Origin of the sequence: Vibrio comitans, assembly GCA_024346835.1 — a bacterium.
Taxonomy (GTDB): Bacteria; Pseudomonadota; Gammaproteobacteria; order Enterobacterales; family Vibrionaceae; genus Vibrio; species Vibrio comitans.
On sequence record AP024866.1, the window covers coordinates 1,458,164 to 1,473,896 of the forward strand.

The following is a 15,733-nucleotide window of genomic DNA, read 5'->3' on the forward strand; positions in this document are numbered from 1 at the left end:
TTGTCTGGGTATGTATAGGTGTTGTTAAAGCTTTAAAATAAAGCTTGTCTCATATTGAGCACTTAAGCCGCTTCGAAATAAATCCATCTATTAATACTGCAGAACATTAAGCCCTTTCGCAGTGGGTTAGTGCTACATGTACTTTTATCAATCAGAGAGTTAATTAGACCCTCTATAAAGGGTGTTGCGTTTTTTGCTTTAATAAAAACAGCCTATTAAGAACATAGGCTGTTATGAGTATCGCTATTGCCTACAGAAGAACCTCAGACTCAGGGAAGTACTCAGCCCAGATCCCAAAGTGGAAACCGTTGTGTGTTGGGACTTGCTTCATTGTCTCTGCATTCAACAAGCGAACGATATTGCCATCAGATTCAATTCTGAGAGTTTCGGTGCCTAAGGCGAACTGATAACCATCGTTGTTGCGAGCGAAATCAGGATGAATAGCAATTTGCTGTCCTTGACCGTTATCGTAGCCAAAGATCTCTGTTTTAGGGTTCATGCGTTGATCTGTCAGTGCTAGTGTCGGGAAGATAAACTTCTCATTTTCTAGATCACGTTGGTCAATGAGGGGCTGCTCAAACAGCTCTAGTAGCAAACCATCAATCATACGATCCATACCGTATAGGTAGACCTTCGCATCAGGGTATAGCGCCTTAGCTTCTTCCCAATCCATCATGGTGTTAGGAATAACTGTTGGGCTGTGTTCAGTAAACTCAGATTGCATGGTCGCTTGCTGAATAGCGGTGCCGTTGTTCACATCTTTAAATACTAAGTTGTTGTGAGTTTGACCTAATACTTGTAAGTCTGCTTCTCCTAAACCGTAGTCAGTCTCTACAACCATAGGTAGGTTAGACAGACCGCAATAAGTGATTGCGTAGTCAGTGTCTTCATGTTTCCAACCAGCCACATGAGGTACTTGAATATGGTAGCGAGGGAAAATACGAACCTCGTCACCTTGCTCTACTACATAGACGCGTTGATCTTCCGCTGGAATTTTCTCATCGGCTTCCTCTATGGAGAAGTAGGCTGCATTAAACTGCTGTGTAGGGAATGCAGTTGGCATCGCATGTGATTCAGCCCAGAAAGTGATGAAGACACCAATGGTTGCGAGAGACATTAATTTTCGATTCCACATTCCCCATTTTTCGCGAAGATACCATAGACCACCTAATGCGAAGGTTTGTAGGATGATAAAGACGAAAAGGTTGTTGTAGTAACCCAACACCCAGTCTCTTGGCACAGCCAATGATTGGCCAGGCTCTGTCATTAAAATGGCACAAAATATAGCAGTAGAAGCCAGTGCCGCAGCGTATACATTAAAGATTACTTTTTTCATGTAAGTCTCTCTTAGTTAATCGTGTTTGCGTCCTGCACTTTATGTTGCACCCTCAACAATATGCTTACTATAATCGCATTATGTTGCTTACGCAACAATTATCGTGCGATTTACGATCAAGAAGAAGTCGAGTTACTATGTAATGGGCAACTGAAACAAAGATAGATATGAAAAGAAATTATGTTTACCGAGTTGGTAGCAAGACATTTGGTCATATTTTTGCTATTGTTGCGTAAGCAACATAAATAAGCTATGTATAACCTGTTTTTGAAAATGAGAACTCACTATGTCCACAGATACTATTTTTGCGAAAGAACTACGCCGCCTGCCGGTTCTAGAAAACAGCCCACTGTTTCTGATGACAGTGTTAACCCGGCTTCATCGAAATCTAGTTCATGGAAAGTTACGAGCCCATGCTGACATTACTCTTGAGATGCTACTGGCAATGTACATTATTTTTGAGAACCAACCGATTAAGCAACAAAGCGTAGCTGACTATCTAATGTACGATAGAAGCACAGCAAAACGCACTGTTGATAATATGGTTAAGCGTGGTTGGGTGAAAACGATGAAAGACGACAATAATCTAAAGAATAAGTTACTCGCGCTTACTGAAAGTGGAGAGCAAATCAGGCAGGTATGCAGTGAAGTCGTTATCGAAACTCGTACAGAGTTTATGGAGTGCCTGACTGAAGAAGAGAATAAAGAGCTGACTCGTTTATGTACTAAAGCTTTGCTTGCGCATCATAAATGAAACCAAGTGTAGATGCGGGATTTTAAGTTAAAGACAAAGTGAGCCCTCTCAATGGGCCGTCATTGAGAGGGTGGTTATGAAAGTCGTATGGGCTGAGGTCTAGCCTTTATGGATTAGGGTGATCACTTTTGCTCCTCGATGGAGATGGCTACCGCTTTTGTATACGTCACGACTACTTGATCGGCAACGGAGATCTTGTCCAAATATTCAGGGTGCTGTTCAACAGGCAGTATCATTTCACTGCCCTGAGGGCCTTTCACTGTTACAGTGTTGTTTTCATTATCAATCGCCAAAATATCAGCAATGATTTCTGTTTTCTCTGAGGCTGAAATACCACCACCCTTAGTCGAGGTGTCGAGATCTCCTGAGCTTTGAAGACGAGCTGAACCGTCATGAGCTTGTACATGTAAAGCTACAGATTCAGTATATTCAGTTTTTACGATGTCGCCGACTTCAAGCTCTGAAAAGTGCGTTACCAGTGGAGAGACATATATTGTTGTTAGGCGGTGTGAATGCTCAATAGTAACGGCTCGACTCTCTTTATCTATACCAACAATAACTGCTGTTGTAGTGACCGTATTCGATTCAATCACTTGTTGCTCTATTACTGTATCGCCAGGTTTAGGGGCTGAACTACAACCGGCTATTAGACTCACGGTTAACGCAATTATTGTAATGATATGACGATTTTTCATGTGCTCTCCTAAAGAGTGACTGCTCGGCATTCTGCCTAGTTTCAACGTCTATTTAAGTAGAACAACCAAGAAATAGATACTGGGATATCTACTAGCAAAGTTGTATAAATCAAAATACTCAACCTAAGGAAATTAATTTTCATTAGAAGTGTGAAGGTCGATTTGCGGTATTTGTAACAAGGTATTAAGCTTGGCTTTCTTAGCCAGTCGAGACCATAGTGTTTAAATATGACCGAATTAAGTATTCTCCTTTTCTTTAGAATAAGCTTAAATAAGCCTGTACATCCATGTTGTATTGGCAGGGTGATCTTGATATGAATTATCTATGGATTGCCATTAGTGCTTTATTTCCTGCCTATTTATTCTTCAGTTTTCAAATTCTTGATAAAACGGACTTTCTTTTAGAGTCAGCTTCTTTCATTTTACTGACTACGATCTATTTGTTTGGCAGAACCACCCTTGAATACACCGTAAAGTTGGGTTTACTGTCACTAATGATATGCGAATCTTATGAGTTTCTAGAAGAGGTTTATCAATTTCAATCGTTCATAAACTCTAATGCGTTAGTCGATATATTTGTCGGTGATGTACTAGCTTTGCTTGGCTTAGCTCTGATTGCCTATGGCATTCATAACATGTTCCGCAGGCAAAGGAGAATGGCTGAAATAGAACCTTTGACTAATACCTTTAATAAGAGAGCGATAGAGCAGCTGTCCAAAAAAGAGCTAGAGCGTTCATTACGATACATGACTGAAACCTCAATGATCTTAGTGGATATCGATCACTTCAAACAAGTCAATGATGTCTATGGGCATCAGGTTGGTGATAGAGTCCTAGTGATTGTCGCTGAGCATTTACGCAAGCAGATTCGTGGCTATGATTTATTAGCGCGCTGGGGAGGTGATGAGTTTATTATTCTATGTCCAAGTACTTCACAATCAGAAGTTGAGGAAGTAATGACAAGGCTACAAAAGTCACTACCATTGCCTATTCAAGATGCACATTTTGATGTCACCCTAAGCATTGGTGGTACCACAGTCCTCCCTATGGCAGAAAATCAGTTTGAGAGATTATTCTTCCAAGCGGATAAAGCGTTATACAAGGTGAAGAATAATGGCCGCAATAATCGATGCCACTTTCATGATCTTTCTTACGATCTCTAGGTCTCTCCTAAACTACCTTCCGATTGGTTATTTCTCTATAAACCTTATCCTCTGTTCAAATCGATAATTTCAAACATTAAGCAGGTACTGAGTTGTCAGCAATGAGCGGTAACGGAGAGTTATGTGTCGTTATAAAATTCGAGCACCTAAAAGGTGCTCGATTGGTGTTACAAATAACGAGTTTCTAAATGACGCTTGAAGTGACTTGGATTTAATATCTCTCCTGTAGCTTGCTTAACCAACTCATCCGTCGTTAGCAAACTTCCTTTACTCCAAATGTTATCTGATAGCCAAGTAAAAATAGGAGTGAGATCACCGGCATTAAGTGCTCTGTCGACATCAACAGACTGCTTCATAGCAGCCATAAACTGAGCTGCGTACATTGCGCCAAGCGTGTAACTTGGGAAGTATCCAAAGGCACCATCGGTCCAGTGAATGTCCTGCATACAACCATTTTTGTAGTTTCCAGCAGTAGACAGACCAAGATAAGACTGCATCTTCGCATCCCATAACTCTGGCACATCTTTGTAACTGATCTTGCCATTAATTAGGTCACGCTCAATCTCAAAGCGAAGAATAACATGGGCAGGGTAGGTCAGTTCGTCAGCATCAACGCGGATAAAGTCCTTCTTAACTCGAGTGTAAAGCTTGTTTAGATTGCTAGGCTCAAATAACGCGGGATCGTGAGAGGTGAATTGCTTAGTCGCCATTTGGCTTAGATGACCAATAAAAGGCGCGCTACGTCCTAACTGCATCTCAAAGAACAGCGACTGCGATTCATGAATCCCCATTGAACGCGCTTCGCTACTAGGATTGCCGGAAAGAGTTGCAGGTAAACCCTGCTCATAGCGAGCATGACCTGTTTCATGCACAATACCCATCAGGGACTGCATAAACTCTTTCTCATCGTAGCGTGTGGTTATCCTTACATCCTCTGGCACGCCCCCACAGAAAGGATGGACGCTTTCATCAAGGCGACCATGCTTAAAATCAAACTGAAGTAGTTTCATTACCTCAAGGCCTAGTGCTTTCTGCTTTGAGGTGTCGAAGGTGCCTGTCGACTCAATCAGGGATTCAGCACTTTGCTTGGTAATAACCGTGTCTATCAAGCTTGGAAGCCAAGATTTTACGTCATCAAAGATCTGGGTAAGGGACTCGCTGTTCGTACCTGGCTCAAAGATATCGAGCATTGCATCGTAAGGGTTTAATCCAGTTGCTTCTGCGCGTATTTGTGCTTCTTCCTGAGATAATTCAACCACAGGCTGCCAGTTCTTCGAAAACCCCTGCCAATCATCATTACCACGTTGTGTACGCCACGCATGCTCACACTTGGATCCTGCCAACGACTTAGCTTCTACTAGTTTGGCTGGTAGTACGTTGGACATAAGCCAACTTCGCTTCATCTCTCGCAGTACTGCGGTGTCTTGCGTTGATAAAGATTGCTCAGAGGCTTTCCCAAACCACTCCTCGAGTTGAGGCTCGGTTTTTAAGCTGTGTACATGAACAGATAGCTCAGCCATAGCGCGAGAACGAGCTTCATTGCCTCCACTTGGCATCATAGCCGCTGCATCCCATCCGCAGATTGCCGATAGGTGGTTAAAGTTATCAATCTTCTGGAAATGGTCTTTGAGTGATTGAAATGCAGACATATCTCTTCCTTAAGGGTGATGAATTGGTTTAGACTAGCAAACTTCCTGCTTCTAACCTAGTCAGCAATAGAAAATCCAATGCAGATTAACGACTTATACACTTTTATCGCCGCAATGACCTTGTTGACTATTACACCGGGGCTAGACACTGTCTTGGTGATAAGAAACACCAGTCGAGGCGGGAAGTGGGATGGTTACGCTACCAGTTTGGGGATTTGCCTAGGGTTATACCTTCACGCGACTTGGTCTGCAATTGGTGTTGCCGCCATTATTAGCCAAAGCCCAGATTTGTTTAATGGTATTAAGCTTATTGGTGCGGCTTACTTAATCTATCTTGGCGTGTCAGGAGTTCGCTCGCTACGGCGCGGCGTGGGTGCGTTGCATATCGATAGCAGTCAACAGGGCGTTTCGCGTTATATTTCTCTTAGAGAAGGGTTCCTGTCCAATGTGTTAAACCCTAAAACAGCGGTGTTTTATCTCGCGTTTTTGCCACAGTTCATCGACCAAAATGGAAACTTGTGGCTCCAATCTATGCTTCTTGCTTCAATACACTTTGTATTAGCAATGATTTGGCAGTGTGGGCTTGCTAGCATGCTGGATAGGGCCAAAGCGTTGTTGGCAAACGGTAAAACCAATTACCGTCTGCAGATGTGTACTAGTGTGGTGCTGGTTGCGTTAGGCGCACAACTCATGATCAGCAGTTTATAGTCGAACTACTTAAGCCTGAGGCTTCGCAGGGTAATTGATACTGATATATTCAGGCTCATCAATTCCCATCTCTTGGTTTAGCACACGAGTTAAGGCAAAAAAGTAATTGACTAGAAGGTTAGCAAACCGAGGTAAAGTCTCAGGCACATTCTTACCGGATTTTTCTACCAAAACCAATTGCCTTACGACCTTTTTAGAGAGACTGCGACAGTAATGCAGTTGTACGACTGGACCTGTGCCTCTAGGTAAAACGAAACGCTTTTGGTCATCAGCTACGCTATTTCTAAAGGTGTGGTACTCGTTAGTGAGCTGCTCTATATCACTCTCAAATATGCCGTTTTTCCCACGAATTGACCCGTTAAGATGAAATATCTTTGGTTGCAGCTCTTCTAAAGAGTGACGTATCTGAGTGTTTTCTATTGCGGTTAGAGCTAATCCGACTACGGTGCAAAGTTCATCTGTGAGAATTTCAAAATCACAAAGTGGGCTTTCTTCAAAGATGAATGGATAAGCTAATTCATCGATATTGCCACTGAATTTCATTTAATCGTCCTTTTCGGCTTACAATTAGGCTATGTTTCAATGCGTTAGTAGAGAAACATTGTTACTCTATGTCCCAATCTGATATCTAATCACTGTTACTTGATAAAATCACGGATTACTTCAATTTTCTTTACATGCAGCATGAAGATGGCTTTAAGCGTAATCTAGCCTCGCAGAGAGTTGATAGTAAAGGATGAATTAATCCCTGAACTAAACAGTCTATGGAAAGTACTATGCGCGTCTTTTTGCTACTTGCTTGTTTTTGTGCACCCGCTGTATGGGCAAGTTTCCCGATGACGGTCACTGATGCTAGTGGCACGGCGGTTGATCTTCCTTCAGCACCAAAAAAAATCTCATCTAAATCACTATTTAGCGATGAAGTATTGCTGGATTTGATTGAACCTGAACAGTTCAGCTCCGTCACCAATCTCGTGGATGATGAACATTTCTCTGTAATGGCAGGAAAGATGCCTTCTTCTATTCTACGCCTTGATTTAAACGTCGAACGGATCTTGGTTAATCAGCCCGATCTCGTCTTTGCTGCCAATTGGAGCGATGCTAGCCGTGTGGAGCAACTTCGCGCTGCGGGCATAAAGGTTTTTCTATTACCCACGCCATCAAGCTATGAAGAAATCAAACAGTTGATCAAGCTGGTGGGTAAGATGGTGGATGAACAAAATAAAGCCGAAGCGATGGTGACGGAAATGGATCGCCGATTGGAAGAAGAGCTCATATTTACTAGCCATCAATATACGGTACTTGATTACAATAGCTGGGGAACATCGAGCACCCGTCAATCGACTTGGCAGCTCATCCTCGATAAAGCTGGATTTAAAAACTTAGTCTCTGATCTGCAGGCTGATAAGTTTGGGCAAACCCCTATGTCTAAAGAGTTACTGGTAGCATTAAATCCTGAAGTATTGTTTGTGCCTGGTTGGATTTATGGCGACGAAAAGGGCGCTGATAATTTCATGAATCAGGTAATGACAGATCCTGCCCTAAGAGGAATTGATGCGATCAAGCATGGGGACGTTTATCCGATACCTGAAAACCTGAGGGGTACTTATAGTCAGCATATCGTTGATACTATTTTATTCGTCAATAAAGCGGTCTTAGGAGCGCCAGCTCCATGATTGCAGATTCAAGCCTGCCAAAAATACGCCTCTACAGTTATGGCTCTTTGCTAGTGCTTTTGCTTTCTATTTGGTTTGCATTGACCTTAGGCGCGGTTGATATTTCTTTGGCGGATCTTTTCGGGTTCTTAAAGCTCTGGATTGTAGAAGGGCAGGAGAATGCAAGTTCGCAATATCCGACTTTGTCAGCGATTGTCGTTCATATACGTTTACCTAGGGTCGTTGCTGCAATTACCGCGGGTAGTGCCTTAGCCCTTGCGGGTGCGTGTACACAAGGTTTATTTCGAAACCCTTTAGCGAGTCCAGATGTTCTTGGGGTGAGTGCGGGTAGCAGTTTTGGCGCCGTAATTGCCATTGCGACTGGGCTTTCTCTCTCTAACCCATTGTGGACACCCGTAATTGCCAGTGCTGGGGCTTTGGCTTGCGCTATGTTTGTCTATGTACTGGCGAAAAACTCGGGTAATGGTCAAACTCTTTATCTAATTTTGGCGGGATTAGCACTCTCATCTCTATTAGGCGGAGCGACGCTAGGGGTGCTTCTATTTGCTAGGCAATATGAAGTCAATCAATTTGTTTTTTGGACCATGGGCGGACTGGAAGGTCGATTGTGGCAACACATTGCATGGCCTTTGCCGGTCATCATTGTGGCCTCGGTGTGGCTCTTGAAACGAGCGAGTTGGCTCAACACACTCTCTATTGGTGATGAAGCAGCCCATGGTTTAGGGATGAACGTACAACGAAGTCGTTTTGCCTTATTGCTGTGTGCGTCGATACTTACAGCGATGTCTATCGCTATTGCGGGTCCGATAGGATTTATTGGTCTGATGGTACCTCATCTTGTTCGAATGTTGACGGGAGCCAATCACATCAGTCTTTTGCCACTGTCAGCTTTAGTGGGGGCAATTCTATTGTTAGTGTGCGACCTATTAGGGCGTTACTTGATTGCACCTTATGAGATAAAGGCTGGCATCATCACTGCAGTATTGGGTGGGATCTATTTTTTATGGTTAGTGGTTAGAGTGCAAAAACAAGGTCGATTGTTATGAGTAAACCTCGTCTTAATACCGTTGATTTGTGCGCTCAAATTAATGGGAAGCTCATTTTAAAAGAGGTTAACTTTGAGGTTAGCGAAGGTGCGTTGATTGGTATTATCGGCCCTAATGGAGCAGGGAAGTCGAGCTTGTTAAAGCACTTAAGTGGCTATTTAAAAGCGTCTTCGGGTGATGTTTTCATACAAGGTCGGTCGATAGTTGAGCTCAATTCAACTGAACGTGCGTCACAGATCAGCTACTTACCTCAATCCAATCGAGTCGAGTTTCCCTATAAAGTCACGGAGTTGGCCTCTCTAGGCTTGGTGAATAATTCCAACCTTAATGTGGATCAGAAAAAACAAAAGATAGAGCAAGTCTTGAAGCGCCTCGACATTGAAAATTTGGCCGACAGAACAGTGGAACAATTGTCCGGAGGCGAACAACAGTTGGTTCATGTGGCGCGAATTTTACTTCAAGATACGCCAATTATTTTGCTAGATGAGCCTAGTGCTAGTCTGGATATTGGCCATGAAGCCCAGTTGATGAATATCTTGCATAGCTTGGTAAAAGAGGGGAAGACCGTTGTAGTCGCGCTTCATAATCTAAATACGGCGGCAGAGTTTTGTGATCGATTAATGTTGCTACAGAATGGAAAGTTGCTAGCGGATGGGACGCCAGACAAGATTCTGACTCAAGAGCTCATCCAATCTATTTATCCATATCAGGTTCAAGTATCGACCAATACGATGACGGGTAACCCCAACATACTGGCAGTAAAAACGCGGGGATAGCAGAAAGCTTTCAGCTGTTAGAAACGAGGCCACTATTTATAGTGGCCTCTATATTTTATACCGAAGTGGTTGCGACCGCAGAGTTCAGAGGCTTGCTGAAAAACAGTTTAGTCTCAGCGATAACTACCTGCCTTAACGCAATCAAACCAATCAGGTTTGGTACCGCCATCAAGCCGTTAACGATATCAGCAATAAGCCAAATCATATCTAGCTTCATAAATGCGCCAGAGAAGACTAAGGCAATAAACAGCACTTTATAAGGCAGTATTGCTTTAGTACCAAATAGGTAAACCACGCAGCGCTCACCGTAATAGTTCCAACCAAGAATGGTAGTAAAAGCAAAGAACAATAAGCCTACAGATACCAAGATAGGGCCAAGGGTATCGGCATTAAGACCAACAGCAAATGCATGTGTGGTCATCATTGCACCTGCTAAATCTGTTTGCCATGCACCAGTAATGATTAGTGCTAAGCCAGTCATTGTACAAATGATGATGGTATCAAAGAAGGTGCCAGTCATGGAGATAAGTCCCTGACGAGCACAAGAGTCAGTCTTAGCTGCCGCTGCTGCCATTGGAGCACTGCCTAATCCAGACTCGTTAGAGAAGACGCCACGAGCAATACCAGATTGGATAGCAAGCATAACACTTGCACCAAAGAAGCCACCGCTTGCCGCTGTTGGTGTAAAGGCCGACACAATAACCAGTTCAATAGCCGATAGGATTTGATCGCTATTGTTCACCAATATGCCTAAGCAGGAAACAATGTAGATCACCGCCATAGTGGGAACTACTTTACCCGCAACGCGTGAGATAGATTTAATACCTCCCAACGTAACCATTGCCACTAGTACAGTAAGAATCACGGCTGCCATGGTTCTATCCGCGCCTAAAGTAACCTCAGAGGCATCTAGGATGGCATTAACCTGCGGGAAGGTGCCGATACCAAATAGCGCAACACCTAGCGCAAATACAGCAAACAATGTGGCTAGAAGTGGCGACTTAACACCATCTCGAAGATAGTACATTGGGCCGCCTAGCATGCCGCCCTTGTCGTCAGTGGTGCGATATTTTACTGCGAGTAGACATTCAGCATATTTGGTCGCCATGCCAAATAGAGCAGCAAGCCACATCCAAAATAGAGCGCCAGGGCCACCAAGCTTGATTGCCGTAGCAACGCCGACAATATTACCGGTACCGATAGTGGCAGAAAGGGCAGTACACAGCGCGGCAAAGGCAGAAACATCACCTTTAGATTTGGAATCACCGGATTTGGTGAACACCATTTTTAACGCAGTAGGAAGGTGTCTGAACTGAATTAGTCCCAGACTAAAGGTAAAATAAACCCCAGTACCGACCAATAAGATCAGAAGAGGTGGACCCCAGACGAAATTGTCGATGGATTGTAAAACAGAATGTAGCGAAGATTGTGTAAATGGCATGTTTTCCCCTTAATAAACAACATATAAGGAGAAGAGTGAACGCGGATCAATAGAACAAAATTAACAGCAAAAGGTTAAACGCAATTTCACTCCTCTGTCCTTTTGCCTGAGAGTTTCACCCTAAAAGGGCTTGCTCCTTCGGCGGCCGATTGCTACATCTAAGTAGTACGGCTCTCTCCAGAGATTCCTCCAACTGCAGTCCTCACTTGTTAAACAAGAACGTATAAACAAGAACCTGAAAGATTTACTTCTTCGGTAGACGTAATAAAACGTCACTCTCCTGCAGTCTTCATTGGAACTAGCGTAAAAACGCTAGGTGTGTAAGTAATTTACTTACAGGCCGCTAAATTAACATAAATCATTACAGTTTCAAGGGGATAATAGGAAAATCTTTTGTTCTAGAATAAATAAAACAAATACTTAACTGATAGACTTAACGTAGAACTGATATAAAACGGATTTAAAGGGGGTAAAATGACGCGTTTACTGGCTATCGTTATACTGATTGCCCTAGCTTTTCTGTTTGTTCGGTATAACACCAACGAAAAGCTACAGAAATGGGTGGTTATAGTGTTATCTGGTGCCTTCGTAGTCTACACTGCCGTGTTGATGATTACTGAATTGATTCGCTGATGGAGAATTGTGTGGTTGATAAAAAGAATGTATCCAGCATGTATGCTCGTGCAGGCAATGCAAAAACAACGGTTTTAGCCGGGGTTGTTTGTTTTGCACTGGGAGTGGCAGCGGGGAGCGCGTTTATTTCACACAATGCCAATCAAGAGATTATTGTTGAAAGAGAAAATCACCAGAAGATCATTCAAGAGCACTCAACATTAATTTCAGAAAACAATCAACTTCGCTCTGATTTGTCTGAAGCGGAGCAATCTCTAACTGCGACTAATGAGCGTGAGCAAAAAACGTCGCAATCTGTGACTGAATTTCAAGATAAGTCAACAAACTTACAGAATGAAAATAAAAAGCTTTCAGCGGAGCTCAAGCAACTCAAGATAACGCTTGAGGAACAAGAAACGGCGGTAGAAGAACTCACTGCAAGCAATGAAGCCCTTAAAGAGCGCACAGAGATACAAAACGAAGTCTTAGAAACATCTAAAGTCTTTTTCCAAGATCAGCTGCGCCTGCAAAAAGAAGTCAATGACCTCCACACTCAGCGAGCGAAACTCATCACCACCCTCAATAGCCTAGTCAAAGAGTGTCAGATTTATTTGGATGGCACTAGTTGGGATGCTAAATCAGACTCTTGTGATAGAAAGAAAGTCGCCTCTGATCGACTTAAGAAAATTGACGAGAGTATCGACGCCAAACAAGCCAAAATTGTTAAAATCGATCAAACCACTGAAGCAATAGGATTGCAAAAAAAAGCGCAATAGGGGTTTACCTGCCAAAATAAATCAATAGCATAGAGGTCTACTTTCGCTATTGGTTTACCTAATGTCTCTCGAACTCTGGCTTTCGCTGTTTGTAATCTGTTTACTTGGCGCTATGTCTCCTGGTCCCAGCCTTGCCACTGTGACTAAGCACACCTTAGCTGGTGGTAGGCTTAATGGTCTTGCTGCTGCATGGGCACATTCTATTGGTATAGGTTTTTATGCCTTTATCACCGTTATAGGCCTCGCGGTCGTACTGCATAAATCAGAAGCGCTATTTGTGACCATCTCTCTGTGCGGTGCAGCATACCTTGCCTACTTAGGCTACAAATCTTTGACAGCGACAGATGGCATAGCCAGTACGTTAGAAAAGGGTGAGGCTGTCAGCATCAAACAGTCTGCAAAGGAAGGCCTCTTAATATCTCTTCTTAGTCCTAAAATTGCTCTATTCTTTATCGCTTTATTCAGTCAATTTGTGGCTGTAGGAGAGAGCACGGGAGCAAAAGCAACGGTCGTAATAACCCCTCTCATTGTTGATGGACTGTGGTACACATTCATTACCTTAGTACTTTCAAGTCCTATATTCTTGGAGAGACTACGCAACAAGGGCAAGCTTATTGACCAGATTTCTGGTGTCGTGTTAATTGGATTAGCTGTTAGGGTGGTGTGGCAGAATGTCGGATACTTATAGCGTTAAAAGAGCTAAAAAAAAGGATGAGGCGTCATTAATCGATTTATGGAGCGCCCTTTATCTATGGCACCATGAACAATGTGTGGATCAGATTAAAAAACCATGTCGCAATGAGCTACAAGCTGAAATAAACAATTATCTGAATACACCAGACTGCGCTGTGTTTGTTGCTACACGAGGTGATGCGGTATGTGGCTTCATAGCTGGGCAACTTTATGAATTGGTTTCACCATTAACAAAGTCTGAATTGATTGGCAGCATAGACCAGTGGTATGTGGCCAAGGAGTTTAGAGCAAACGGGTTGGGTCAGGCTTTGTTTGAGCGTATCGAACAAGAGTTTTCCGATTACGGCGCTAAAAGGCTGAATGTAGAGGTGTGGGATTTTAATAAAAATGCGCTTGAAAGCTATAAGAAAAAAGGATTTCAAACGCATATTCGCTGTATGACTAAAGCATTATAGGATTAAGCGAGAACGAACTTCTCAATTGCCTTTGCCACACCAGAGTTATTATTGGTATCGGTAATGTGATCCGCTAAAGATTTGGTTTCTTCATCGGCATTTTGCATTACAACTGCAAGCCCTGCATATTTCAACATATCGTGATCATTGCCTGCATCACCAATGCACATCACTTCATTTTGCTCAATCCCTAAGTGCTTAGCTAGTGCCTTAACACCTTCGCCTTTATTACTTAACGGATTGTTGAACTCAAGAAAGAATGGGGCGCTTCGTACAACGGAGTAATCATTCTTTAAAGCTTGTGGAACACTATCAACGATAGGTTGTAAGATCTCAACAGGGTCTACCAGCATGGTTTTAACTATGGGATGATCATCTTCGAGTGTATCGAAGTCCATTAGAGTAACGGTGAGATCGTTGATTTTTGCTTCATGCTGCGTGTAATGACTGTCACGAGGTGTAATCAGCCCATGGATTTTACTGAAGGCATGATAGTTGCAGCTACGCTCTTCTGCGAATTTAGCAACGCGTTTAGCATCTTTTCCAGAGACTAAACATTCTCGAATGACTTCACCTGTGCCAATATTTTGAATCATTGCGGCGTTGTAACAAAGAACATAATCATCGTTACTGTTCATATTCAGTTGTTTTAGGCTATCAACCATGCCTTGCAAAGGTCGACCGGACGCCAACACTACAGTCACGCCTTGTTTTTTTGCTTGTGCGATGGCGTGCTTATTTTGTTCAGAGATAACCTTGTCGGTATTAAGCAGCGTGCCATCCATATCGATAGCGATGAGTTTATACATTGTTTATGACCTACCTAAAAACAAAAATCCCCACCAAAACATTGGCAGGGATAAAGTAAAACGTATTTAGATGTAGAGTTTAGCCAGTGCTTCAGGCTCTACTTCTTTGCCTTCTAGTTCAGCATTCCAGTTAGTACCAATGAGAACGCCATCCTCTGATAGGGTAATTAGCCAATCTTCAACAAAGATGTCCAGAGGGATTTCCATTACTTCAAAATCTGCCCACTCTTCAACGTTGTGGTAGTCAGCATCGGCTTTATTAGACCAAAATGGCATAACTTCAGTTTCAGCAAACTCGCTAGAGTCGCAAGCTAGCCAACCATCTTCGTTTTTTAGACCCCAAACACGATTGTCTTTTTTGCTTTGTTCAACAAATAATTCTAGGTTTTGCTGAATATCGTTGCTCAATTGGCTCATGGTTATTTCCTAACAGTGTGATATGTCGGCTATTTTAGCATGCTTATTCTTTGCATGGCACAATTTACCTTGCTGTAAATAAAAAAGCCGAGCAAATGCTCGGCTAGTATACAAACGAATTTGACTCCATCTATTTAGGTAGCTTAGTAAAGATGGTCCACTCTTTGATGAAGTCACCTTTAAAGCCAACAACAGTCGCTTCTACTCTGCGCTCTAGCGCCTCATCGGTAGGGGTGTCATCTTCTGCATCGTCCTCACCATAACCAATAATGGTGACACGATTTGGTTCTACACCAAAACCTATAAGTTTATCTTGAACAAACAGTGCTCTGTTACGTGATAACTCAAGGTTGTATTCTCTATCACCTGGGTTACTCGCAAAACCTTGGATCTCGATTGAGGTCTCAGGGTATTGTTTTAGAAACTCTGCCATACCTTGTATCTGACCGGAGAACACAGGATTCACTTCAGCTGAATCGTTCTCAAATAGGATCTTCAAGGTTTGCTCTTGCGCAACTTCGATCAGTTCTTCACAACCATCGTTATTCACTCGAGCACCTTTAGGTGTTGTTGGGCATTTATCACGAGCATTGATCACGCCATCACCGTCGAAATCTCGAAGGTCCGCTTGTTGCTCAGGAAGAGGTGTTTCAATGTACTCTTCGGTATCGTTCGCACAGCCAAATAATGCTAGTGAAACTGCTGAGGCTAGAAATATCTTTTTCAT

At 42.9% G+C, this 15,733-nt stretch carries 18 protein-coding genes and 1 riboswitch; of the genes, 10 read left to right on the forward strand and 8 right to left on the reverse strand.

The window, feature by feature from the left end:
• Nucleotides 1–250: 250 nt before the first annotated feature.
• Nucleotides 251–1,336, reverse strand: a complete 1,086-nt coding sequence (locus OCU46_RS06615; protein WP_141270269.1) for a DUF3179 domain-containing (seleno)protein — start codon at nt 1,334–1,336, stop codon at nt 251–253.
• A gap of 286 nt (nt 1,337–1,622) precedes the next feature.
• Between OCU46_RS06615 and OCU46_RS06620 the strand changes: the two genes are divergently transcribed.
• A complete protein-coding gene (locus OCU46_RS06620) occupies nt 1,623–2,090 on the forward strand; it encodes a MarR family transcriptional regulator (protein ID WP_141270271.1) in 468 nt (155 codons plus the stop codon).
• A 122-nt stretch (nt 2,091–2,212) separates the two neighbouring features.
• On the opposite strand, the gene OCU46_RS06625 is transcribed toward OCU46_RS06620, so the two are convergent.
• Complete coding sequence (locus OCU46_RS06625) at nt 2,213–2,785, reverse strand: hypothetical protein (protein ID WP_244311357.1); 573 nt, start codon at nt 2,783–2,785, stop codon at nt 2,213–2,215.
• Nucleotides 2,786–3,099: 314 nt separating this feature from the next.
• Between OCU46_RS06625 and OCU46_RS06630 the strand changes: the two genes are divergently transcribed.
• The gene (locus tag OCU46_RS06630; RefSeq protein ID WP_141270273.1) at nt 3,100–3,948 is read left to right on the forward strand and encodes a GGDEF domain-containing protein; all 849 of its coding nucleotides are present in this window, start codon (nt 3,100–3,102) and stop codon (nt 3,946–3,948) included.
• Between the two features lie 167 nt (nt 3,949–4,115).
• On the opposite strand, the gene OCU46_RS06635 is transcribed toward OCU46_RS06630, so the two are convergent.
• Complete coding sequence (locus OCU46_RS06635; protein WP_141270275.1) at nt 4,116–5,597, reverse strand: carboxypeptidase M32; 1,482 nt, start codon at nt 5,595–5,597, stop codon at nt 4,116–4,118.
• 78 nt (nt 5,598–5,675) lie between these two features.
• On the opposite strand from OCU46_RS06635, the gene OCU46_RS06640 reads away from it, so the two are divergent.
• Nucleotides 5,676–6,305 carry a LysE family translocator gene (locus OCU46_RS06640; RefSeq protein WP_141270277.1) on the forward strand — a complete coding sequence of 210 codons (630 nt, stop codon included), beginning with the start codon at nt 5,676–5,678 and terminating at the stop codon, nt 6,303–6,305.
• Between the two features lie 9 nt (nt 6,306–6,314).
• Here OCU46_RS06640 and OCU46_RS06645 read toward each other — a convergent pair whose 3' ends face one another.
• A complete protein-coding gene (locus OCU46_RS06645; protein ID WP_141270279.1) occupies nt 6,315–6,848 on the reverse strand; it encodes an ATP:cob(I)alamin adenosyltransferase in 534 nt (177 codons plus the stop codon).
• Between the two features lie 233 nt (nt 6,849–7,081).
• Between OCU46_RS06645 and OCU46_RS06650 the strand changes: the two genes are divergently transcribed.
• From OCU46_RS06650 to OCU46_RS06660, 3 genes are read left to right on the forward strand one after another with little or no spacing between them, the layout of a single operon-like run.
• A complete protein-coding gene (locus OCU46_RS06650; protein ID WP_141270281.1) occupies nt 7,082–7,981 on the forward strand; it encodes an ABC transporter substrate-binding protein in 900 nt (299 codons plus the stop codon).
• Entirely contained in the window at nt 7,978–9,027 is a 1,050-nt protein-coding gene (locus OCU46_RS06655; protein ID WP_141270283.1) for a FecCD family ABC transporter permease, read from the forward strand. The genes OCU46_RS06650 and OCU46_RS06655 overlap by 4 nt, the downstream gene beginning before the upstream one ends.
• Nucleotides 9,024–9,803, forward strand: coding sequence for an ABC transporter ATP-binding protein (locus OCU46_RS06660; RefSeq protein ID WP_141270285.1), 780 nt, complete (start codon nt 9,024–9,026; stop codon nt 9,801–9,803). The genes OCU46_RS06655 and OCU46_RS06660 overlap by 4 nt, the downstream gene beginning before the upstream one ends.
• Nucleotides 9,804–9,858: 55 nt before the next feature.
• Here OCU46_RS06660 and OCU46_RS06665 read toward each other — a convergent pair whose 3' ends face one another.
• The gene (locus OCU46_RS06665) at nt 9,859–11,244 is read right to left on the reverse strand and encodes an alanine/glycine:cation symporter family protein (RefSeq protein WP_141270287.1); all 1,386 of its coding nucleotides are present in this window, start codon (nt 11,242–11,244) and stop codon (nt 9,859–9,861) included.
• An 84-nt stretch (nt 11,245–11,328) separates the two neighbouring features.
• Nucleotides 11,329–11,435, reverse strand: a riboswitch (glycine riboswitch).
• A gap of 283 nt (nt 11,436–11,718) precedes the next feature.
• Between OCU46_RS06665 and OCU46_RS06670 the strand changes: the two genes are divergently transcribed.
• The 4 genes from OCU46_RS06670 (at nt 11,719) to OCU46_RS06685 (ending at nt 13,780) form a co-directional block, all read left to right on the forward strand.
• On the forward strand, nt 11,719–11,877 hold the full coding sequence (locus tag OCU46_RS06670; protein WP_167495347.1) for a hypothetical protein: 159 nt from the start codon (nt 11,719–11,721) through the stop codon (nt 11,875–11,877).
• An 11-nt stretch (nt 11,878–11,888) separates the two neighbouring features.
• Nucleotides 11,889–12,632, forward strand: a complete 744-nt coding sequence (locus OCU46_RS06675) for a hypothetical protein (RefSeq protein ID WP_244311358.1) — start codon at nt 11,889–11,891, stop codon at nt 12,630–12,632.
• Between the two features lie 61 nt (nt 12,633–12,693).
• A complete protein-coding gene (locus tag OCU46_RS06680) occupies nt 12,694–13,320 on the forward strand; it encodes a LysE family translocator (RefSeq protein WP_141270290.1) in 627 nt (208 codons plus the stop codon).
• Complete coding sequence (locus OCU46_RS06685; protein WP_141270292.1) at nt 13,304–13,780, forward strand: GNAT family N-acetyltransferase; 477 nt, start codon at nt 13,304–13,306, stop codon at nt 13,778–13,780. The genes OCU46_RS06680 and OCU46_RS06685 overlap by 17 nt, the downstream gene beginning before the upstream one ends.
• Nucleotides 13,781–13,782: 2 nt before the next feature.
• On the opposite strand, the gene OCU46_RS06690 is transcribed toward OCU46_RS06685, so the two are convergent.
• From OCU46_RS06690 to OCU46_RS06700, 3 genes are all read right to left on the reverse strand, one after another.
• A complete protein-coding gene (locus OCU46_RS06690; RefSeq protein ID WP_141270295.1) occupies nt 13,783–14,589 on the reverse strand; it encodes a Cof-type HAD-IIB family hydrolase in 807 nt (268 codons plus the stop codon).
• Between the two features lie 66 nt (nt 14,590–14,655).
• The gene (locus OCU46_RS06695; RefSeq protein ID WP_141270297.1) at nt 14,656–15,006 is read right to left on the reverse strand and encodes a DUF2750 domain-containing protein; all 351 of its coding nucleotides are present in this window, start codon (nt 15,004–15,006) and stop codon (nt 14,656–14,658) included.
• 130 nt (nt 15,007–15,136) lie between these two features.
• Entirely contained in the window at nt 15,137–15,733 is a 597-nt protein-coding gene (locus OCU46_RS06700; RefSeq protein WP_141270299.1) for an OmpA family protein, read from the reverse strand.

Excerpts from the sequence above, each read along its gene's own strand:
- OCU46_RS06615 (WP_141270269.1), bottom strand. The coding sequence starts at position 1,336 with ATGAAAAAAGTAATCTTTAATGTATACGCTGCGGCACTGGCTTCTACT.
- OCU46_RS06620 (WP_141270271.1), top strand. The coding sequence starts at position 1,623 with ATGTCCACAGATACTATTTTTGCGAAAGAACTACGCCGCCTGCCGGTT.
- OCU46_RS06625 (WP_244311357.1), bottom strand. The coding sequence starts at position 2,785 with ATGAAAAATCGTCATATCATTACAATAATTGCGTTAACCGTGAGTCTA.
- OCU46_RS06630 (WP_141270273.1), top strand. The coding sequence starts at position 3,100 with ATGAATTATCTATGGATTGCCATTAGTGCTTTATTTCCTGCCTATTTA.
- OCU46_RS06635 (WP_141270275.1), bottom strand. The coding sequence starts at position 5,597 with ATGTCTGCATTTCAATCACTCAAAGACCATTTCCAGAAGATTGATAAC.
- OCU46_RS06640 (WP_141270277.1), top strand. The coding sequence starts at position 5,676 with ATGCAGATTAACGACTTATACACTTTTATCGCCGCAATGACCTTGTTG.
- OCU46_RS06645 (WP_141270279.1), bottom strand. The coding sequence starts at position 6,848 with ATGAAATTCAGTGGCAATATCGATGAATTAGCTTATCCATTCATCTTT.
- OCU46_RS06650 (WP_141270281.1), top strand. The coding sequence starts at position 7,082 with ATGCGCGTCTTTTTGCTACTTGCTTGTTTTTGTGCACCCGCTGTATGG.
- OCU46_RS06655 (WP_141270283.1), top strand. The coding sequence starts at position 7,978 with ATGATTGCAGATTCAAGCCTGCCAAAAATACGCCTCTACAGTTATGGC.
- OCU46_RS06660 (WP_141270285.1), top strand. The coding sequence starts at position 9,024 with ATGAGTAAACCTCGTCTTAATACCGTTGATTTGTGCGCTCAAATTAAT.
- OCU46_RS06665 (WP_141270287.1), bottom strand. The coding sequence starts at position 11,244 with ATGCCATTTACACAATCTTCGCTACATTCTGTTTTACAATCCATCGAC.
- OCU46_RS06670 (WP_167495347.1), top strand. The coding sequence starts at position 11,719 with ATGACGCGTTTACTGGCTATCGTTATACTGATTGCCCTAGCTTTTCTG.
- OCU46_RS06680 (WP_141270290.1), top strand. The coding sequence starts at position 12,694 with ATGTCTCTCGAACTCTGGCTTTCGCTGTTTGTAATCTGTTTACTTGGC.
- OCU46_RS06685 (WP_141270292.1), top strand. The coding sequence starts at position 13,304 with ATGTCGGATACTTATAGCGTTAAAAGAGCTAAAAAAAAGGATGAGGCG.
- OCU46_RS06690 (WP_141270295.1), bottom strand. The coding sequence starts at position 14,589 with ATGTATAAACTCATCGCTATCGATATGGATGGCACGCTGCTTAATACC.
- OCU46_RS06695 (WP_141270297.1), bottom strand. The coding sequence starts at position 15,006 with ATGAGCCAATTGAGCAACGATATTCAGCAAAACCTAGAATTATTTGTT.
- OCU46_RS06700 (WP_141270299.1), bottom strand. The coding sequence starts at position 15,733 with ATGAAAAAGATATTTCTAGCCTCAGCAGTTTCACTAGCATTATTTGGC.